The organism is Neisseria sp. P0019.S003 (assembly GCF_051957115.1).
GTDB lineage: Bacteria > Pseudomonadota > Gammaproteobacteria > Burkholderiales > Neisseriaceae > Neisseria > Neisseria flavescens_D.
In genome coordinates, this window is sequence record NZ_JBQCWT010000003.1 from 120,404 (window position 1) to 136,513 (window position 16,110).

Genomic DNA, 16,110 nt, shown 5'->3' on the forward strand with positions numbered 1-16,110 from the left:
GAAAAAGGGTTCGGACGGCCTGAAAATAAAATCAGTAGTCCATGCCTGCCAAGAATTGGCGGGCGCGTTCGCTTTTGGGGGCGGAGAAGAAGGTTTCGGGGTCGGACGATTCGACGATGCCGCCTTTGTCCATGAAGACGATGCGGTCGGCAACTTTGCGGGCAAACCCCATTTCATGGGTTACGATGAGCATGCTCATGCCTTCATGGGCGAGTTCTAAAACCACTTCCAAGACTTCGCGCACCATTTCGGGGTCGAGTGCAGCGGTGATTTCGTCCAGCAGGATGACTTCCGGATTCAGGCACAGGGCGCGGACAATGGCGATGCGTTGTTTCTGGCCGCCGGAGAGTTCGCGCGGATAGGCGTTTTTGCGGTCGAGCAGACCGACGCGTTCCAACAGTTTGTCGGCTTGTGCCTCTGCTTCGGCACGGTTGCGGTTTTGTACTTTCACTGGGCCTAAGAGGATGTTTTCGATGACGGTCATGTGGGCAAACAGTTCATAGCTTTGAAAGACCATGCCGACTTTTTGCCGGGCGGTTTGCCAGGAAACGTCTTTGCCGAATTCGCCGACTCCATACATCACGATGCTGCCGCCTTGGTGCGGCTCCAAACCGTTTACGCAGCGCAGGAGGGTGGATTTGCCGCAGCCGGACGGGCCCAGCAGTACGATGACTTCGCCTTTTTCCAAGTCCAAGTCTAAGGATTGAATGGCGGTTACGTTGCCGTATTGTTTGTGCAGGTTGCGGATGCTCAGTAAAGCCATGTCAGTGTTCCCATTTTTGTTCAAGTTTTGCCGCCAGCAGCGACAGCGGCCAGCAACAGAAGAAATACAGCATAAAAATCAGGCCGTAAACCCAAAATGAAGCATTGGGTTGCGTCAGCAGCGAGTTTTCGATGATTTGCTGGCCGACTTTGACGACTTCGATGACGCCGATAAGGGAGGCGAGCGAGCTGGTTTTGATCATGCGCGTAAACAGATTGACGGCGCCGGGCAATACGCGGCGGATGCTTTGCGGCAGCTCGATGTAGCGGAATACCTGCCCGCGGCTCAAGCCGAGTGCTAGGCCTGATTCGACCTGGTGTTTTTCAATCGATTCCAATGCGCCGCGGACCAAATCGCCCATTTCGGCGATGCCCCACATGGTAAATACCCAGACGCAGACCCAAAATCCGTCGATGTGGATGCCTGTCCAGACGGATAGGCCGAAATACAGGCCGAACAGCCACACCAGAATCGGCACGATTCGGATGGTTTCGAGATAAAATCGTCCGATAAAGCGGATGAGCCGGTTGCGCGAACGTAAAACCAAGCCGAACAGCGTACCCAATACACAGGAGGCGGCAACGGAGGCCAGGGAAATCTGCGCCGTCAGCAATAAGCCTTCGCCCAAGCGTGCCGCGTTTTGTCCTTCAAACAGCCAGTCAAACACCATATTTTGCACTCCGTACGCGGTTTTCTGCCCAGCGCGCCAGAAGCGAAACGGGCAGAAGGATGATCAGGTAGCTGGCAAACAGCAGGAACAAGGCTTCGTTGGTTTTATAGTCCATGCCGATGATGTCTTTGGTAACGAACAACAATTCTGCAATGCCGACCGCGCTGACGATAGATGTTTCTTTCATCAAAAACAATACGTTTGCGCCGATGGCAGGAACGGCGACCGCCCATGCCTGAGGCAATTCGACATAGCGGAACACTTGAAAGCGGCTCAAACCGATGGCCTTGCCCGCTTCGATCTGCCCTTTGGGGACAGCCAAAATACCGGCGCGGATGGCTTCCGCCATATAGCTTGCGCCCAAGAAAACCAGTGCGATCACGCCGCAGGTGAAACCGTCCCATTTAATGCCCATTTTCGGCAGGCCGTAATACAGGAAAAACAATTGGATCAGCAGGGGCGTATTGCGCGACAGCTCGATATAGGTGCGTGCCAATGCGTAGAAGGGGCGGATGCGGTATGCCGTAACCACGGCAACGGGCAGGCCGAACAGCAACGACAAAACGACGCCATATACCGACAATTCCAGCGTCAGCTTTGCCGCATCGACAAATTTAGGGATGGCATCGATCAGATAAGACCAGTTCATCAGAGTCAGACAATCAGCATGATAAAGGCAGTATTTTAACGGGTTTGTAAGAGAGTGTTAAATAATGGATAGGAATATCGATTGTGGATAAAACACAAAAAATGGAATAAGGCAAAGGCCGTCTGAAACGTTTCAGACGGCCTTGAAATGTCAAGGTTTCCGCGTCAGGCGGCAGCCGCTTTCTGTTCATGAATCAGTAAATTCAACAGGGCGGCCGCGCCTGCCAAGACTGCGTCGGCGTACCACATCCAGCCGTAATCGTTGAAGTGCGTGATGACGATGCCGCCGATGTACGAACCCAAAAAGCCGCCAATTTGGTGGCTCAACATGGTCAATCCGAAGAGGGTGGCCAAGTAGCGCGTGCCGAAAAGTTTGCCGGTAATGGCGGCGGTGGGGGCGACGGTTGCCAGCCAAGTAAAACCGAGTCTGGCGGCGAAAAGATAGAAGTTCAAATCGGTTTTAGGTGCGGCCAGATAAATCAATATCATGGCGACACGCGAAGCATATAAACCGAAGAGGACGTATTTGCCCAAAAATCTGCCGGTACACCAGCCTGAAAAAATACAGCCGGCGATGTTTGCCAAACCAATAATGGCAATGGAGGTCGAAGCGACCGTAGCGGGGAGGCCGCAAAGTGAAATTTCGGTCGGTAGGTGGGTAACCAAAAAGGCGATGTGGAAACCGCAGGTAAAGAAACCCAAATGCAGCAAGATATAGCTGCGGTTGGCGAAAGCCTTGCAGACGGCCTGCTTCAGGGTTTGGCCGCCGTTGTCGGTATGGACGGTGTGAGAAGCATGTTTGCCGCCGGCCAGCCACCAAGAAATCGGCAAAATCAAGATGGCAATGACTGCCCAAACATAAAATGTCCCCGTCCAGCCGACGTGGGGGAGGGCAATCAAACCTTGAACCAGCGGCGCGAACAAAAATTGCCCTGCGGACCCGCCTGCATTGACCAAGCCGGAAGCCAAGCCACGCCGATGAGGCGGCGTTTTGGCGGCGACCTGTCCCATAATGATGGAAAATCCGCCCGAACCCGTACCGAATGCCAACAATAAACCGATACCCAGCATCAGCCCCCAATAAGTCGGCATTTGCGGTACCATCAGACAGGCGGCAATCAATAGAACCGTACCGCCGGCTAAAACCTTAAACGCGCCGAAGCGGTCGGCCAACGCGCCGGACAAGGGTTGCGATATGCCCCACATCAATTGGAAAACGGCAATAATCAGGCTGAACTGGGTCATGCTCAATTCGGTAGAGTTAACGACGGGCAGGACAAAAAGCCCTAAAGTCATCCTCATGCCGATGGTAATCAGCAGGATGGAGGCGGCAGCGGCAATCAGCAGCCACAAATTGGGTAATTTGGCAGAAGAATCGGTCATGATGTTTGTGTGTAAGGGGGCAGGGAATAAAAGCTATTCCTGCCACTATATTATTTATTTGATTTCTCGGTGAGCCGATATATAAACGCGCGATTCTACCATTGGGCGAGAAACGGCATAAATAACCGTTGGTTCTTTGGATATGGTAAAAAATGATATGGCTTTGAGGATGAATTGAGGATGAAGCGGTCAAATATTCTTTGTTTGGTACTGACGGAGCAAGCAAATTGCCGTTGAATTTTCGTTTGAGAAGAAAGGCCGTCTGAAAAGTTTCAGACGGCCTTTGTTTGACTGACTTACATCAGATGATTTCCAGAATGAAATACTGACGCAGTTTTTCGTACACATTATTTTGTACGTTGATACAACCATTGGTTATGATGCGGTCGGCCACATGAGGAGAAGCGATGCGTTCCATGCGTCTTTCCTGCGGCTTGAGCGTCCATACCCTGTGTAACGCAAACAGAAAGTCATTTTCTTCTTTGAAGCCGATAACCTCGCCACCGTAACCCGGTTTGCTGGTCATCATCGGCGTCATATTGAATTTGCCTTTCGGAGTGGTCTTGCCAATCAGTACCGGATGGCACTGACCGTCATCGGCAAAGCAAAGCTCCGCCTTAGCTGTATTGACCACAACTTTTTTACGCTGGATATAGTCACTGACAGCATCGGCAGCGGCCAAAGAATTCAGACCTGCTGCCAAGGCTATACCCAATAGGATCCGTTTCAAATTTGTCCTTATTGACGGATACGTTTAGGAGCTTCTTTAATGATCTCGCGGATGATCACTTGAGGCTCTTGTTTAGGTGTAGGTGCTGGAGGAGGACATACAGCATCTTTAGGGAATACTGGATTCCAGAAGAAGCTGCGTGCAAATTTGTCTTTGTCGAAGATCACTTTGTATTGGCAAGTAGTGATGCCTTCAACGCCGGAAGTGTTTTCAGGGTCAACACCTACGCCTGGGGTGTAGAAGTGGAACAGGTAGTCCCATTCACGCACGCCAACCATGCCTTCGTCGTAGTGAGGACGGCCGAGGATTTTGTAGATGTCGTCTTTGGTCAGGCCAGGACGCATTTGATCCAGCTCGTCAAAAGTCGGGAATGTACCGCGGTCTTTGTTGAAGGTCAGGGAGTAAGGTTTAGGGAAGCGTGGTTCGTCTGTAGTGCCTTCAGGAGTGATTTTGCTCTTAGTAGCACAGGCGGCCAGCAGGCCGGTAGCCAGCAGGACGAAGCCCACTTTTGCGATTTTTTTCATTTGATAATCCTTTTATTGATTTTACCAGCCGAACTTTTCAGACGGCCTGTTAGTGCCGGCAGCGAGTTTGCCGGTTTACCCAAATAATGTTGTGCTTCTTAAAGATGTACCCGACGGTTTGACAAACAGAACATCGGCACATTCCGGCAGGGCATTGCGCCTCATCTCCGTTGTATCCGCCTGAGTCGGCAGAACCGTTCAGACGGCCTGACTGACATTTATTGTCACTTTGTAACAATTTCACTGCGAGTAAGGCTTGGGGTTTAGAGATGTCCGGTTTTCGATAAATCAGGTTGTATTGCGTAATACCTTGTTATCTTTGTGCTTTAGTTCATTTTGGCATTTGCCGGAGATTAGGTACTTAATCTTTCGGGTGTTATCCCTGCAAATTGTATGCCAGTTTTCCTTTATACGCATAATCTGTGTATGCCAGAATGTTGGCTTTATACAACATTCATATTAACGGACCAGAAACGGATTGTACCTTTTCTCATGCCCGATGCTGGTCATGCGGCCGTGTCCGGCTATAACTTGCGTGGTTTCGGGCAGGGTTAATAGTTTAGCGCAGATATTGTTTATGAGGTCATCATGATTGCCGCGCGGAAAATCTGTGCGACCAACGGTCTCATAAAATAAAACATCGCCTGCGACTAAAAGACCGTTTTCAGCGTTGTAAAAAACGACTTGGCCGGGAGTGTGGCCGGGAATGTGGAGGACTTGGAAGCTGTGGTTGCCGACCTTGAGCGTTTCCCCTTCTTCCAGCCAGTGTGTCGGCGTGAATGACGGAGAAACGGGGAAGCCGTATTGCGCCGTCGTTTGCGGAAGGGCTTGGAGCAGGAATTCATCGTCTTTGTGCGGGCCGAGAACGGGTACGTTGCAGGTTTTTAAAAGCTCAACCACGCCGCCTGCGTGGTCAAGATGGCCGTGAGTCAGCCAAATGGCGGTCAGCTTGAGGCCTTTGTTTTGGACTTGTTGCAATAAATAGGGTACGTCGCCGCCGACATCGGTCAAAACGGCTTCTTTGGTTTCGTCATCCCAAATCAGCGTGCAGTTTTGACGGAAGGGGGTAACGGCGTTGATTTCAAATTGGAGTGCCATGGGTGTTCCTAGGAAATGCTTATTTAATGTTGTTTACGGTTCAGACGGCCTTTTGTTATTATGCATATATAATAAAAAGCAAGTCTGGAAGAGTGTCTTATGAATAATGTAATGCGAACCATGATACCGATTTTTGCGGCTTCTTTCATCTCTGCGGTGTTTGGTGCAGATTTGTTGTTGGCGCAGGAATATAAAAATCAAGATATTTCCGGTTGGGCCATGAGTGAAAAGTTGGATGGCGTACGCGCGTATTGGGACGGCAGGCAGCTGGTCAGTCGTCAGGGTTATGCGTTTACACCGCCCAAAGGTTTTACAGCAGGTTTTCCGCCGTTTCCGATGGATGGTGAGTTGTACAGCGGACGAGGGCGGTTTGAGCAAATTTCCGCGACGGTGCGTTCTGCCTCGGGAAATTGGGACGGCATCCGCTTGCATGTTTTTGATGTGCCGCAGGCGCAGGGTAATCTGTATCAGCGGTTGGAAACGGCTTCGAAATGGCTGAAATCACACCCGTCGGCACGGTTTACGGTTATTCCGCAAGTCAAGGTGCGCGACAAACAGCATGCTTTGGATTTTTTGAAACAAGTCGAAGCGCTGGGTGGGGAAGGTGTGATGCTGCGTCAACCTGAAGCCCGTTATGCAGGCGGTAGAAATGGGCAGCTGTTGAAGCTGAAAAGTGAATATGATGATGAATGTACGGTGACGCGTCATTATGAGGGCAAAGGGCGCAATGTCGGGCGTTTGGGTGCGGTAGGATGCAAAAACCAATATGGCGAGTTTCGTATCGGCAGCGGTTTTAAGGATAAAGACCGCGACCATCCGCCGAAAATCGGTGCGCTGATTACTTACCGTTATCGTGGTTTTACGCAAAAGGGAACGCCGAAATTTGCAACATTTGTCAGGGTGCGCTCGGATCGATAAAACAAATTAAAGGCCGTCTGAAAATAGGTTTCAGACGGCCTTTCATATAGATGTTGTATAGATTTTTATAAGGTTTCCAATACATCAGGCAATTCGGCCAAGCTGTTGAGCATGGCGACATGGGGCAGGGAGGAAAGCTGTTGGGCGGTATGTGCGCCGGTGGTGACTGCGATGGCGCGGATTTTGGCATTGGCGGCCATTTCTAGGTCGTGGGTGGTGTCGCCGACGACGACGGCCTCTTCCGGCTCAACACCCAGTCGGTCGCAGAGGGCGAGTACCATGTCGGGCGCGGGTTTGGACGGATATTCGCTAGCGCAGGCGGTTTCCAGCCAAAAGGCTTGGGTGTCGGTTTGCTCGATGGACCTATCCAGTCCGCTGCGGCCTTTGCCGGTCGCTACGGCAAGCCAATAGCCTTGTTGCTTCAAGCGTTGCAGGCAGGGTAGGGCTTCGGGGAACAGGGTCATGTTGTGATTGTTGGGATTGAGGTAGTGCGCGGCATAGGTCTCGATCAGGGTTTCCTGAACGTGTTCGCTGACGTTGTGGGCAAGGCGGCGGATGATGCCGGACAGGCTGTATCCGATGAGCGGACGGATTTGGTCGGCTTCGGGAACGGGTAGGCCGCAATCGGCAAAGCTTTGCTGAAAGGTGTGGATGATGGGGTTGGTGGTGTCGGCAAGCGTGCCGTCCCAGTCGAAAATAATAAGTTTGGGTTTCATGGTTTTCCTTTCAGACGGCCTTTTCCTGATTTTCCAACATTAAAACGAATTGCGCCAATTCTTGCGGCAGGGGGGCTTTCAGAATCAGTTTTTCGCCGGTCAGCGGATGGGCGAGGTGCAGCTCGGAAGCGTGCAGGAACATTCTTTTCAAACCGAGCTTCTGCAGGCGTTTGTTGGCTTGATAGTCACCGTAGCGTTCGTCGCCGGCAATGGGGCAGTCTTGCGATTGCAGATGGACGCGGATTTGGTGGGTGCGGCCGGTTTTTAGGGTGGCTTCGACAAAGGTCAGGTCGGATAAGCCGACTTGGTGCAAAAGGCCGTCTGAAAAACGGTTTAACACGCGGAAGATGGTGTGGGCGGATTGGCCGTCTTCGCTGATGCGCACCATTTTTTCGCCTTGTGCGCCGGTGTATTTGAACAAGGGGAGCTTGACGTGGAAGCGGTCGTTCGGCAGCTTGCCGACACCCAGCGCGAGATAGATTTTTTTCGGATGGTCATTGCGGATGGCTTCGTGCAGTTTCACCAAGGCGCTGCGTTTTTTGGCAATCATCAAGAGGCCGCTGGTGTCTTTGTCGAGGCGGTGGACGAGTTCGAGATAACGCGCTTCGGGACGGGCGCGGCGGATTTGTTCGATGACGCCGAAGCTCACGCCGCTGCCGCCGTGGACGGCAACGCCGGACGGTTTGTTGATGACTAAAAGCGCATCGTCTTCGTAAATGATGTCAAACTCGCGCGCAGGCGCGGCCTGGCTTTCAGACGGCCTTTGTTTTTCGGCGATGCGTATCGGCGGAATGCGGACGGTATCGCCTGCCTGAATGCGGGTGTCGGGTTTGCAGCGTTTTTTGTTCAGCCGCACTTCGCCGGCGCGGATAATGCGGTGGATATGGCTTTTCGGGACGCCTTTGAGGATTTTTATCAGATAGTTATCAAGGCGTTGGCCTTCCTCGTGTTCGGCAACGGCAATCAGGCTGACTGAATCTTTGCGTATTGCGTGCATTTTCTCTATAATCCCAAACGTCCGTTTCTGGACCCGAACCTGCCGTCGCAGGCCGTCTGAAACGGATTTATTGTTAAAACGAGATTTTATATTAAAAACGCACTCCGCAAAGCATTTCCTTGTGTTTGTTCAAAGCCGGCAAACGCAATCCCGTAATTAAGTTTGAATTGAACCTGCCGTCCGGCCGGGCGTAAGACGCAGTCTGCGCAGCACCGTCCGAAATTACCGGCGCTACGATAATAAGAAGATGTAGGCTGCCTTATTTTGTCCGAAGCATCAGCATTCGGACGGCAGCGGAACCATCAACCTTTCCGCCGCATTGTTCTTTATTTCCTTCTTTATCTGAATCCGTCCGCACATGGCTTGAGCTCAAGCATGCAACCTTGCGGATTTCAAATCAAATACTGGTTACACGGGGATTTTCCCATCTTGCCTTTGAAGAGTGCCAACCGGACAGACAGGCCGTCTGAAAAAGATATTCACAAATCAAACGGCCGCTGTTCACGAGGTGACTATGAAAAGAATGTTATTCAACGCAACGCAGGCCGAAGAGCTGCGCGTTGCCATTGTCGATGGCCAAAATCTTTTAGACTTGGACATCGAAACGCTGGGCAAAGAACAGCGTAAAGGCAATATCTACAAAGGTATCATTACCCGCATCGAGCCGTCGCTGGAAGCGTGTTTCGTCGATTACGGAACCGACCGCCACGGCTTTTTGCCGTTTAAGGAAGTATCGCGTTCATATTTCCGCGATTACGAAGGCGGCAGGGCGCGTATTCAGGACGTGCTCAAAGAGGGCATGGAAGTTATCGTCCAAGTCGAAAAAGACGAGCGCGGTAACAAAGGCGCGGCACTGACTACTTTCATCAGCCTGGCCGGCCGCTATTTGGTATTGATGCCGAACAATCCGCGCGGCGGCGGCGTATCCCGCCGTATCGAAGGCGAAGAGCGTCAAGAGTTGAAAGCCGCTATGGCCGAACTCGACATTCCGAACGGCATGAGCATTATTGCCCGTACTGCTGGTATCGGCCGTAGTGCGGAAGAGTTGGAATGGGACTTGAACTACCTCAAACAACTCTGGCAAGCCATTGAAGAAGCAGGCAAAGCACATCATGACCCTTACCTGCTCTTCATGGAAAGCTCGCTGCTGATTCGTGCGATTCGAGACTATTTCCGTCCCGATATCGGCGAGATTTTGGTGGATAATCAAGAAGTTTATGACCAAGTTGCCGAGTTCATGAGCTACGTCATGCCGAGCAATGTAGGCCGTCTGAAACTCTATCAAGACCACACGCCGCTATTCTCCCGTTTCCAAATCGAACATCAAATCGAAAGCGCGTTCTCACGCAGCGTCAGCCTGCCTTCCGGCGGCGCGATTGTGATCGACCACACCGAAGCCCTGGTTTCCATCGACGTCAACTCTGCGCGTGCCACACGCGGCTCTGACATTGAAGACACCGCGTTCAAAACCAATATGGAAGCCGCCGAAGAGGTTGCCCGTCAAATGCGCCTGCGCGACTTGGGCGGTTTGGTCGTCATCGACTTCATCGACATGGAAAATCCGAAACACCAACGCGATGTTGAAAACGTCCTGCGCGACGCACTCAAAAAAGACCGCGCCCGCGTGCAAATGGGCAAACTTTCGCGTTTCGGCCTTTTGGAATTGAGCCGCCAACGTTTGAAACCGGCTTTGGGCGAAAGCAGCCATGTTGCGTGTCCGCGCTGTGCCGGTACCGGTGTCATCCGCGGCATCGAATCCACCGCCCTGCACGTTTTGCGCATCATTCAAGAAGAAGCGATGAAAGACAACACTGGCGAAGTGCATGCACAAGTACCCGTCGATGTCGCCACCTTCCTGTTGAACGAAAAACGCGCCGAGCTGTTTGCGATGGAAGAGCGTTTGGACGTCAACGTCGTCCTGATTCCGAATATCCATCTGGAAAACCCGCACTACGAAATCAACCGCATCCGCATTGATGACGTAGAAGAAGACGGTGAACCGAGCTACAAACGCGTTGCCGAGCCGGAAGAAGACGAATCCGCCAAACCTTTCGGCAGCGAAAAAGCCAAAGCTTCCCGTCCTGAGCCGGCTGTCAAAGGAGTACGCCATACACAGCCTGCACCGACCGTTGCCCCTGAGAAAAAAGCCTCTTGGTGGGACAGCTTCAAAGCTTGGTTGAAACGCATTTTCGGCGGCGAGCCTGCACCTGCCGCAGTTGCTCCAGAGCCTGCCGAAAAACGCACTACAACCAACCGTAGCCAAAACAGCAACCGCCGTTCAAACAGCCGCCGTCAAAATCCACGCCGCAATAACAAACACGACGGCAGCAAAGTCGAAGTGCGCGAAGTGAATGCCGAAGCTGCCGACAGCAAGGTTGAAGAAAACAAATCAAACGAAAGCCGCAACGACGAGCGTAAAGACACCCGCCGCAACCGCAACCGTAACAACAACCGCCGCGATGATCGCAACAACGAGCGCAACCGTGTTGAGGAAGTGGTTGAAGACGTAAATGTTCAAGAAGTGGCTGCACTGGCTGAGATGCCGTCTGAAAACCAAGCGGAACAAAACGGCAATAAACGCCGCCGCAACAACGGCCGCAACGAGCGCAACCGTCATCAACCTGCGGAAAACCGTGTTGAGGACGTGAACGTTCAAGCCGATGGCGAACAGGCGCAAGTCGAAGCGGACGACAACGCCCGCAGCGAAGAGGGTGTGAAAAACAATGGCCGTCAAGGACGCGACCGCAACAACCGTCAGCGCAACAACCGCAACGACCGCCGTTCCAACAGCAAAAAACGCAATATTCCGTCTTCGGCAAAAATCGAGCAATACCTGAACATTACCGATACCGCCGACAAAGTACTCTTTGCCGTAGCGCATGTTTTGGGTTTGAACGAAACGGTTGAAGCTGCAAATGCGACATTGTCTTCTGAAAGCGACCAAGCCGAGCCACTGGTGATTGTGGTATCCGAGCCTGAAGTGACCAGCGCAGAGCCATTCGTATTTGCGATTGAAAGCGAAGACGAGCCTGCCATAGCGCAAACTGAAGGCGCTGATGCCGAACAAGCCCTGCTTGCTTCTGCCGTCAGCAACGTCAAAGAAGCTATTTCCGCGGTATTATCTCCGAATGAAACTGCCGTTGCAGAAGTCGCAGAACCGGTTGAAGCGGCAACTGAAACTGTGGCAACGCAAACTGAGGCCGCAGCTGAAGCAGCGCCTGTCGCAATCGTTGTACCTGAGAGCTTGGGCGATTTGATTTTCGTTGAAACCGATCCGCAAGCCGTTGCCGCTTTTGCCGCGCAGCCACAACCTGAACCGGTCGCTAAAGCACGCCGTTCGGATGTGCCTAAAGTAGAAGTGGAAGATGTAGCAATCGAAATGATTTTGGTGGAAACACGCAAAGACTAAGATTGGTTTTCCAGTTAAAAGCCCGATGTTGAACGCATCGGGCTTTTTTATTGGTTGAGAGGGAGCAAGCCACTTATTATTTTGTATTTGCTATGAGTGGTTGCTTCATGGTTAAAAAGCAGGATAGCTTGCTGAGAAAGGGAGGAGTGTGATTCTTTCGATGGGAAGGGCTTGACGATAAATAGATCGGTATGAAAAAAGGCCGTCTGAAATGGTTTCAGACGGCCTTGGTTTATGTGTGTATGTTTAGGTATTGTGATTATTTTTTGTTCAGAGAGTCACGGATTTCGCGCAACAACAGAACTTCTTCGCTAGGCTCTGCTGGTGCTTCTTCAGCAGGAGCTTCGGTTTTTTTCACAGAGTTGATGGCTTTAACCACGCAGAAGATGGCAGCGGCAACGATCAGGAAGCTGATTACAGTGTTGATGAACAGACCGATGTTCAGGGTAACGGCACCGGCTGCTTGAGCGGCCGCCAGGTTGGCGTAACCTTCAGCAGGAGCGGCTTGTGCGCCGTCTTTCAGGGTAATGAACAGGTTGGAGAAATCAACGCCGCCGATCAGCAGACCGATAGGAGGCATGATTACATCGTCAACCAATGATTTGACGATGCCGCTGAATGCTGTACCGACAACCATACCGACTGCGAGGTCGACAACGTTGCCACGCATAATAAATTCTTTAAATTCTGAAGCGATTGACATAATTAATCTCCTGTATGTGTTTGAGTCAAAATCAGATGTAGTTCAATAAAACGGCAGGCATATTAACGCTTTATCGGTTAAGAAAAATTCATTAATGTTAAATTTTGTATTTCATGCTAAAAATGCCCGGCTTCTATGCCTTCTGTATGAAAAAACAGGCCGTCTGAATTTTTTCTGTTACTTTTTTACACCACTTTTTATCAGCGGCTAAGTATCAGATAACATGAATGTTATCTTTAGAATCAATGCTCTATCGGAATTTCAGATTAAGGTGGAATGATAATATAATAATGTTGAAAACATAATCATTAAAAACCTGTAAAGGTAATGTTTCGTATCCGTATTTGACTTTCAGACGGCCTTTTTGGTTATGCAGTTATTCAAGCCATAATGTAATAGTCATAAAAAACGCACTTTCATCATGAAAGTGCGTTTTGCGTGTAAACCGTTTAGTTCTCTTCGTCGTTCAGTGCGTTGATGCTGTAACCGCCGTCAACGTACGTAATCTCGCCGGTGATGCCGGAAGCGAGGTCGGACAGCAGGAAGGCGGCTGTGTTACCGACTTCTTCAGTGGTAACGTTGCGACCCAATGGGTTGTGGGAAGCGACGTGGCCCAAGAGTTTGCTGAGATCGGCGATGCCGGAAGCGGCCAGGGTTTTGATCGGGCCTGCGGAGATGCCGTTGCAGCGGATGCCTTCTTTGCCCAGGCAGGCGGCAGTGAAGCGGATGCCGGCTTCGAGGCTGGCTTTGGCCATGCCCATAACGTTGTAGTTAGGAATGGCACGAACGGCGCCCAAGTAGCTCAGGGCAACGATTGCGGCGTTGCGGCCCTGCATCATCGGACGGGCGGCTTTGGCCAGCGCAGGTAGGCTGTATGCGGAGATTTCGTGAGCGGTGTTGAACGCTTCACGGCTGATGCTGTCGAGGAAGTCGCCGCTCAATGCTTCTTTGGGGGCGAAGCCGATGGAGTGGACGAGGCCGTCCAAGCCGTCCCAATGTTTGCCCAAGTCAACGAACACTTGGTTGATTTCGTCGTCGCTGGCAACGTCGCAGCGGAACACGAGTTCGGAGCCGAGTTCGGCCGCCATTTTACGGACGCGCTCTTCCAGTTTGTCGACAACGTAGGTGAATGCCAATTCCGCGCCTTGTTCGCGGCAGGCTTTGGCGATGCCGTAAGCGATGGAACGCTCAGAGATCATGCCGGTAATCAGAATTTTTTTGCCTTGCAAAAAGCCCATTTTCTTATCCTTTAGCAGTGGTATTGCGGTTGCATTAAACTGCGCATTATAGCAAAAACCGCTGTTTCGGCATAGAAAAAAACGGATAACCCTTTGTCTTGCCTCAAATAGGGATAAGGTTTTCTGCCAAGGCCGTCTGAAACCTGACGGAACGGCGGCAAAACGTTATACTTTATAGTCTTAATGACCGATGTTTCAGGAGTGAACCATGCCCGAGCAAAACCGCATTCTTTGCCGAGAACTCAGCCTGTTGGCGTTTAACCGCCGTGTACTGGCTCAGGCGCAGGATACGAAAGTTCCTTTGTTGGAGCGTTTGCGTTTTTTGTGCATCGTGTCTTCCAATTTGGACGAATTTTTTGAAGTGCGCATGGCGTGGTTGAAACGCGAAAACAAACTGCGTCCGCATCAACTGCTCGACAACGGAAAAACCGCAGCCGAAACCATCGAAGCGGTGGCGAAAGAGGCGCAGGCTCTGATCCGCGAGCAGTACGATCTGTTTAACAAAGTATTGCAGCCTGCACTCGGCCGCGCCGGCATTCATTTCTATCGCCGTCACAAATGGACGGCTGCGCAGAAAAAATGGATCGAAAACTATTTCGACAACGAGCTGTTGCCCATTCTTACCCCCATCGGCCTTGATCCGTCACACCCGTTCCCGCGCCCGTTAAACAAATCGCTCAACTTTGCCGTCGAACTCGAAGGCACGGATGCGTTCGGCCGTCCGTCCGGAATGGCGATTGTTCAGGCGCCGCGCATTTTGCCGCGCGTCGTCCCCATGCCGTCTGAAATTTGCGGCGGTGATGCAGGCTTTGTGTTCTTGTCTTCGATTTTGCACGCCCATGTCGGCAAACTCTTTCCCGGCATGAAGGTTAAAGACTGCCATCAGTTCCGCCTCACGCGCGACAGCGATTTGACGGTCGATGAAGAAGATTTGAAAAACCTGCGTGCCGCGATTCAAAACGAGTTGCACGACCGCGAATACGGCGACGGCGTGCGCTTGGAAGTAGCGGACACTTGTCCGGCGCATATTCACGACTTCTTGCTTGCCCAGTTCAAGCTAACTTCTGCCGAGCTGTATCAGGTCAAAGGGCCGGTCAATTTGGTGCGCCTCAATGCCGTCCCCGATTTGGTGGACAGGCCGGATTTGAAGTTTCCGCCGCGCAATGCAGGCCGTCTGAAAGCCTTGCGTAAAAATGGCTCCGTATTCAAACTGGTCAAACAGTCGCCGATTTTGCTGCACCACCCGTATCAGTCTTTCGATCCGGTTGTCCAAATGATACGCGAGGCCGCTGCCGATCCGGATGTGTTGGCCGTCAAAATGACCATTTATCGTACCGGCAGCAATTCCGAGCTTGTGCGCGCATTGATGAAGGCCGCACTAGCGGGCAAGCAGGTTACCGTCGTGGTCGAACTGATGGCACGTTTTGACGAAGCCAACAACGTCAACTGGGCGAAACAGCTGGAAGAGGCAGGCGCGCACGTCGTGTACGGCGTATTCGGCTACAAAGTTCATGCCAAAATGGCTTTGGTTATCCGTCGCGAAGACGGCGTGCTCAAGCGTTATGCCCACCTCGGTACCGGCAACTACCACCAAGGCACATCGCGCATCTACACCGACTTCGGCATCATCACCGCCGACGATCAGATTACTGCCGATGTGAACACTTTGTTTATGGAAATCACAGGTTTGGGCAAACCGGGCCGTCTGAACAAGCTCTATCAAAGCCCGTTTACCCTGCACAAAATGGTCATCGACCGCATCAAGCAGGAAACCGAACACGCCAAAGCAGGCAAACCGGCGCGGATTACCGCCAAGATGAACTCCCTCATCGAGCCGAGCGTGATTGATGCGCTGTATCAAGCTAGCACGGCAGGCGTGCAAATCGACCTGATTGTGCGCGGTATGTGTACTTTGCGCCCGGGTGTAAAAGGCTTGTCCGAAAACATCCGCGTCCGCTCCATTATCGGCCGCCAACTCGAACACTCGCGCGTGTATTGCTTCCATAATAACGGCGCAGACGATACCTTTATCTCCAGCGCCGACTGGATGGGTCGCAACTTCTTCCGCCGCATTGAAGTTGCCACGCCGATTACCACGCCCGAACTCAAAGAACGCGTGATCCGTGAAGGTTTGGAAATGGCTTTGGAAGACAATACCCAGGCTTGGCTGATGCAGCCTGACGGCAGCTATGTCCGCACCCAGCCGCAAGACGGCGAGCCTGCGTTTGGTTTGCAGGAAGGTTTGTGGAAAATATACGGACGTTAAGTTGGATAATGTCTCAGGCCGTCTGAAACGCAGGTTTCAGACGGCCT

At 51.9% G+C, this 16,110-nt stretch carries 14 protein-coding genes; 3 read left to right on the forward strand and 11 right to left on the reverse strand.

Features of this window, described 5'->3' with window-relative positions; translation table 11 throughout:
* Window positions 1-31 precede the first annotated feature (31 nt).
* The 7 genes from ACTHTS_RS05990 to ACTHTS_RS06020 all read right to left on the reverse strand — a co-directional run bounded on the left by ACTHTS_RS05990 (window position 32) and on the right by ACTHTS_RS06020 (window position 5,816).
* Complete coding sequence (locus ACTHTS_RS05990; protein ID WP_440369516.1) at window positions 32-763, reverse strand: amino acid ABC transporter ATP-binding protein; 732 nt, start codon at window positions 761-763, stop codon at window positions 32-34.
* A 1-nt stretch (window position 764) separates the two neighbouring features.
* A complete protein-coding gene (locus ACTHTS_RS05995) occupies window positions 765-1,433 on the reverse strand; it encodes an amino acid ABC transporter permease (RefSeq protein WP_049344971.1) in 669 nt (222 codons plus the stop codon).
* The gene (locus ACTHTS_RS06000) at window positions 1,423-2,082 is read right to left on the reverse strand and encodes an amino acid ABC transporter permease (protein WP_440369517.1); all 660 of its coding nucleotides are present in this window, start codon (window positions 2,080-2,082) and stop codon (window positions 1,423-1,425) included. Before ACTHTS_RS06000 ends, ACTHTS_RS05995 begins: the two co-directional genes overlap by 11 nt.
* A 164-nt stretch (window positions 2,083-2,246) precedes the next feature.
* A complete protein-coding gene (locus ACTHTS_RS06005; protein ID WP_440369518.1) occupies window positions 2,247-3,464 on the reverse strand; it encodes an MFS transporter in 1,218 nt (405 codons plus the stop codon).
* A gap of 301 nt (window positions 3,465-3,765) precedes the next feature.
* Window positions 3,766-4,194: a hypothetical protein gene (locus tag ACTHTS_RS06010; RefSeq protein WP_049332858.1), complete on the reverse strand. Its 429-nt coding sequence runs from the start codon at window positions 4,192-4,194 to the stop codon at window positions 3,766-3,768.
* An 8-nt stretch (window positions 4,195-4,202) separates the two neighbouring features.
* Window positions 4,203-4,718 (reverse strand): outer membrane protein assembly factor BamE, encoded by a 516-nt coding sequence (locus ACTHTS_RS06015; RefSeq protein ID WP_049332857.1) that lies wholly within the window; start codon window positions 4,716-4,718, stop codon window positions 4,203-4,205.
* 459 nt (window positions 4,719-5,177) lie between these two features.
* Complete coding sequence (locus ACTHTS_RS06020) at window positions 5,178-5,816, reverse strand: MBL fold metallo-hydrolase (protein ID WP_440369519.1); 639 nt, start codon at window positions 5,814-5,816, stop codon at window positions 5,178-5,180.
* Between the two features lie 111 nt (window positions 5,817-5,927).
* Here ACTHTS_RS06020 and ACTHTS_RS06025 point away from each other — a divergent pair, with 111 nt between their 5' ends.
* The gene (locus ACTHTS_RS06025; RefSeq protein WP_440369520.1) at window positions 5,928-6,734 is read left to right on the forward strand and encodes a DNA ligase; all 807 of its coding nucleotides are present in this window, start codon (window positions 5,928-5,930) and stop codon (window positions 6,732-6,734) included.
* 65 nt (window positions 6,735-6,799) lie between these two features.
* On the opposite strand, the gene ACTHTS_RS06030 is transcribed toward ACTHTS_RS06025, so the two are convergent.
* Complete coding sequence (locus ACTHTS_RS06030) at window positions 6,800-7,450, reverse strand: HAD-IA family hydrolase (RefSeq protein ID WP_440369521.1); 651 nt, start codon at window positions 7,448-7,450, stop codon at window positions 6,800-6,802.
* A 10-nt stretch (window positions 7,451-7,460) separates the two neighbouring features.
* The gene (locus ACTHTS_RS06035; protein WP_440369522.1) at window positions 7,461-8,447 is read right to left on the reverse strand and encodes an RluA family pseudouridine synthase; all 987 of its coding nucleotides are present in this window, start codon (window positions 8,445-8,447) and stop codon (window positions 7,461-7,463) included.
* 514 nt (window positions 8,448-8,961) lie between these two features.
* Here ACTHTS_RS06035 and ACTHTS_RS06040 point away from each other — a divergent pair.
* Window positions 8,962-11,856 carry an Rne/Rng family ribonuclease gene (locus tag ACTHTS_RS06040; RefSeq protein WP_440369523.1) on the forward strand — a complete coding sequence of 965 codons (2,895 nt, stop codon included), beginning with the start codon at window positions 8,962-8,964 and terminating at the stop codon, window positions 11,854-11,856.
* A 259-nt stretch (window positions 11,857-12,115) separates the two neighbouring features.
* On the opposite strand, the gene mscL is transcribed toward ACTHTS_RS06040, so the two are convergent.
* Together mscL and fabI are read right to left on the reverse strand one after the other, a co-directional pair.
* Window positions 12,116-12,559, reverse strand: coding sequence for a large conductance mechanosensitive channel protein MscL (gene mscL, locus ACTHTS_RS06045; protein WP_036492108.1), 444 nt, complete (start codon window positions 12,557-12,559; stop codon window positions 12,116-12,118).
* 449 nt (window positions 12,560-13,008) lie between these two features.
* Complete coding sequence (fabI, locus tag ACTHTS_RS06050) at window positions 13,009-13,797, reverse strand: enoyl-ACP reductase FabI (protein WP_003748060.1); 789 nt, start codon at window positions 13,795-13,797, stop codon at window positions 13,009-13,011.
* 208 nt (window positions 13,798-14,005) lie between these two features.
* On the opposite strand from fabI, the gene ppk1 reads away from it, so the two are divergent.
* Window positions 14,006-16,063: a polyphosphate kinase 1 gene (gene ppk1, locus ACTHTS_RS06055; RefSeq protein WP_070461136.1), complete on the forward strand. Its 2,058-nt coding sequence runs from the start codon at window positions 14,006-14,008 to the stop codon at window positions 16,061-16,063.
* Window positions 16,064-16,110: the final 47 nt, after the last annotated feature.